Source organism: Streptococcus sp. 477, from assembly GCF_013277295.1.
GTDB classification, from domain to species: domain Bacteria; phylum Bacillota; class Bacilli; order Lactobacillales; family Streptococcaceae; genus Streptococcus; species Streptococcus pseudopneumoniae.
Map to the genome: position 1 here is coordinate 1 of NZ_VMMQ01000037.1, position 2,578 is coordinate 2,578.

The 2,578-nt window shown below is 40.3% G+C and carries 4 protein-coding genes and 2 pseudogenes; 5 read left to right on the top strand and 1 reads right to left on the bottom strand.

Features of this window, described 5'->3' with window-relative positions; all coding sequences use genetic code 11:
- Positions 1–11 precede the first annotated feature (11 nt).
- Positions 12–158, top strand: coding sequence for an LPXTG cell wall anchor domain-containing protein (locus HT691_RS05755; RefSeq protein ID WP_172922270.1), 147 nt, complete (start codon positions 12–14; stop codon positions 156–158).
- Between the two features lie 153 nt (positions 159–311).
- On the opposite strand, the pseudogene HT691_RS05760 reads toward HT691_RS05755, so the two are convergent.
- A pseudogene (locus HT691_RS05760) lies at positions 312–468 on the bottom strand (transposase); the annotation flags it as partial.
- An 85-nt stretch (positions 469–553) separates the two neighbouring features.
- Here HT691_RS05760 and HT691_RS05765 point away from each other — a divergent pair.
- The 4 genes and pseudogenes from HT691_RS05765 to HT691_RS11300 all read left to right on the top strand — a co-directional run.
- Positions 554–739 carry a hypothetical protein gene (locus tag HT691_RS05765; RefSeq protein ID WP_031223047.1) on the top strand — a complete coding sequence of 62 codons (186 nt, stop codon included), beginning with the start codon at positions 554–556 and terminating at the stop codon, positions 737–739.
- Entirely contained in the window at positions 720–1,070 is a 351-nt protein-coding gene (gene tnpB / locus HT691_RS05770) for an IS66 family insertion sequence element accessory protein TnpB (RefSeq protein WP_023941878.1), read from the top strand. The genes HT691_RS05765 and tnpB overlap by 20 nt, the downstream gene beginning before the upstream one ends.
- Positions 1,071–1,123: 53 nt before the next feature.
- Positions 1,124–1,330 carry a transposase gene (locus tag HT691_RS05775; RefSeq protein ID WP_055356965.1) on the top strand — a complete coding sequence of 69 codons (207 nt, stop codon included), beginning with the start codon at positions 1,124–1,126 and terminating at the stop codon, positions 1,328–1,330.
- Positions 1,305–2,518, top strand: a pseudogene (locus HT691_RS11300) (IS66 family transposase); the annotation flags it as partial. The gene HT691_RS05775 and the pseudogene HT691_RS11300, both read left to right, overlap by 26 nt.
- Positions 2,519–2,578: the final 60 nt, after the last annotated feature.

The following is a 2,578-nucleotide window of genomic DNA, read 5'->3' on the forward strand; positions in this document are numbered from 1 at the left end:
CAGTTAACCCAGTGGCTAAGGACAAGGCTAAGGCAGCTGCATTACCTAATACTGGTAGTCGATCAGATAGCACTACAGCTGCTCTAGGACTTCTATCAATCTTTGGAGCAGTCGGTTTACTCTTTTCTAAAAAGAAAAAAGATGATGAAGAAGCTTAAGTAGATGATTCTATTTGATTCTCAATAGCCTTCACATGCAAAAATCTTTATCAATTAAAAAGAACTAGGGTAACCTACACATTAGCTGGATATACTCACCCTATAGCGGATAGTGAAGAAGCCTCTTTGCCAACTGTAGTAGATGGAAGTTAGCTAAGATTCAGAAAGGACAAATTTTGTCCTTTCTTTTTTTGATGTTCAGAGCGATGAAAATCCGTTTTTTGAAGTTTTCAAAGTTCCGAAAACCAAAGACATTGCGTTTGATGAGTTTAATGAGATTATTCGTTGCTTCCAATTTAGCGTTAGAATGTAAGCGCGTCATAACAAGGTATCTATCATTCATGGAAGACCTCCTGTATACTATTAGTAAAGTAAAACTATTGGAGGATATTTTAATGCCACAACCTATTGTTCCTGTAGAGATTCCACAATCTCGTCGTTTTGATTCTAAAAAGAGAAATGATATTCTGCTTAAAATTCGTATTGGCAAGCTTGAAGTAAGTTTTTTTCAATCTCTCAATCTCGAAATGATAGAAGAGCTTTTGGATAAGGTGTTGCTCTATGACAATTCATCTATCTAGCCTAGGGCAGGTCTATCTCGTATGTGGGAAAACGGATATGAGACAAGGCATTGATTCACTGGCTTATCTCATTAAAACCCACTTTGAATTGGATCCTTTCTCAGGTCAAGTCTTTCTCTTTTGTGGTGGACGTAAAGACCGCTTTAAAGCCCTTTACTGGGATGGTCAAGGATTTTGGCTACTATATAAACGCTTTGAGAACGGTAAGTTGACTTGGCCAAGTACAGAAAAGGATGTCAAAGCTCTCACACCTGAACAAGTAGACTGGCTGATGAAGGGCTTTTCTATCACTCCAAAAATAAATTCATCAGAAAGTCGTGATTTCTATTGAAATGAGGACTTTCTTTTTAGTATAATAAAGTTAGAAAACAGAGAGGGAAGATGATGAAAGACTTATTAAAACTCATTCAACAACAGAGTGCTACAATTGATAGTCTCACCAATGAACTTGCCCTTCTGCGTGAACAAGTGGCTTATCTAACGCAAAAGCTCTATGGAAAATCCTCTGAGAAAAGTGTTTGTCCATCTGGACAAGTCAGCCTTTTTGAGGAGGAAGTTTCATCTGATGAAGATGGAGATGTTCCCAGTTGAAAGAGAAGAAATCACCTATAAACGTAAGAAAGCTAAAGGGAAACGTCAAGCTCTTCTTGCCCAATTCGATTCAGAAGAAGTTCATCATCGCTTAGAGGATTGCATTTGCCCTGACTGTCAGGGAGAGCTAAAAGAGATTGGAGCGAGTCTTCAAGGCCAAGAATTAGTCTTTATTCCTGCGCAATTAAAACGCATAGATCATATCCAACACGCTTATAAGTGCCAAGCATGCAGTGAGAAAAATCCGAGTGATAAAATCGTGAAAGCTCCTATCCCTAAAGCCCCTTTGGCGCATAGCCTTGGCTCAGCTTCTATAATCGCTCACACCATCCATCAGAAGTTTAATCTGAAGGTTCCCAATTATCGCCAAGAAGAAGATTGGGCTAGGATGGGTTTACCAATCACACGTAAGGAAATCTCTAATTGGCATATCAAGGCGAGTCAATACTATTAGAGTCCCTTTATAACCTTTTACGAGAAAAGTTGTTAGAACAAGCTCTTCTTCATGCGGATGAAACCTATTATAGGGTGCTAGAGAGTGATAGCCATCTGACCTACTATTGGACTTTTTTGTCTGGGAAAGCTGAGAAGCAAGGAATCACGCTGTACCACCATGATCAGCGTCGAAGTGGTTCAGTAGTACAAGAATTCCTAGGAGATTATTCTGGATATGTGCATTGTGATATGTTGCGGCAGTAACTTAGGACTTTAGTCCTCTAGTTCTGCCTATGCGATAGCAGTCCAAGGTTTAGGAGCAAGGCGACGCTAAGCTTGGTAAACTGCGAACCGCTAGAAGCTTATCGTCAACTGGAAGAAGCTGAACTTGTTGGATGTTGGGCGCATGTGAGAAGGAAGTTTTTTGAATCCACCCCCAAGCAAGCAGATAACTCATCCTTAGGAGCTAAAGGTTTAGCTTATTGTGACCAGTTATTTGCCTTGGAAAGAGACTGGGAGGTTTTGCCAGCTGATGAACGACTACAGAAACGTCAAGAAGAGCTCCAACCCCTAATGGAAGACTTCTTTGCTTGGTGTCGGCGTCAGTCAGTTTTACCTGGTTCAAAACTAGGAAGGGCAATTGAATACAGTCTCAAGTATGAAGAAACCTTTAAGGCCATTTTGAAAGACGGGCATCTGGTCCTTTCCAATAATCTAGCTGAACGCGCCATTAAATCATTGGTTATGGGACGTAGTAAAAGAGTCCGGTGGACTCTTTTAGCCTAAGCTAAATTTTAAAAAGCGAGGGTGGTT

What these genes read in the sequence shown, in the direction of transcription:
- HT691_RS05765 (WP_031223047.1), top strand. Translation starts at nt 554, where the DNA reads ATGCCACAACCTATTGTTCCTGTAGAGATTCCACAATCTCGTCGTTTT.
- tnpB (WP_023941878.1), top strand. Translation starts at nt 720, where the DNA reads ATGACAATTCATCTATCTAGCCTAGGGCAGGTCTATCTCGTATGTGGG.
- HT691_RS05775 (WP_055356965.1), top strand. Translation starts at nt 1,124, where the DNA reads ATGAAAGACTTATTAAAACTCATTCAACAACAGAGTGCTACAATTGAT.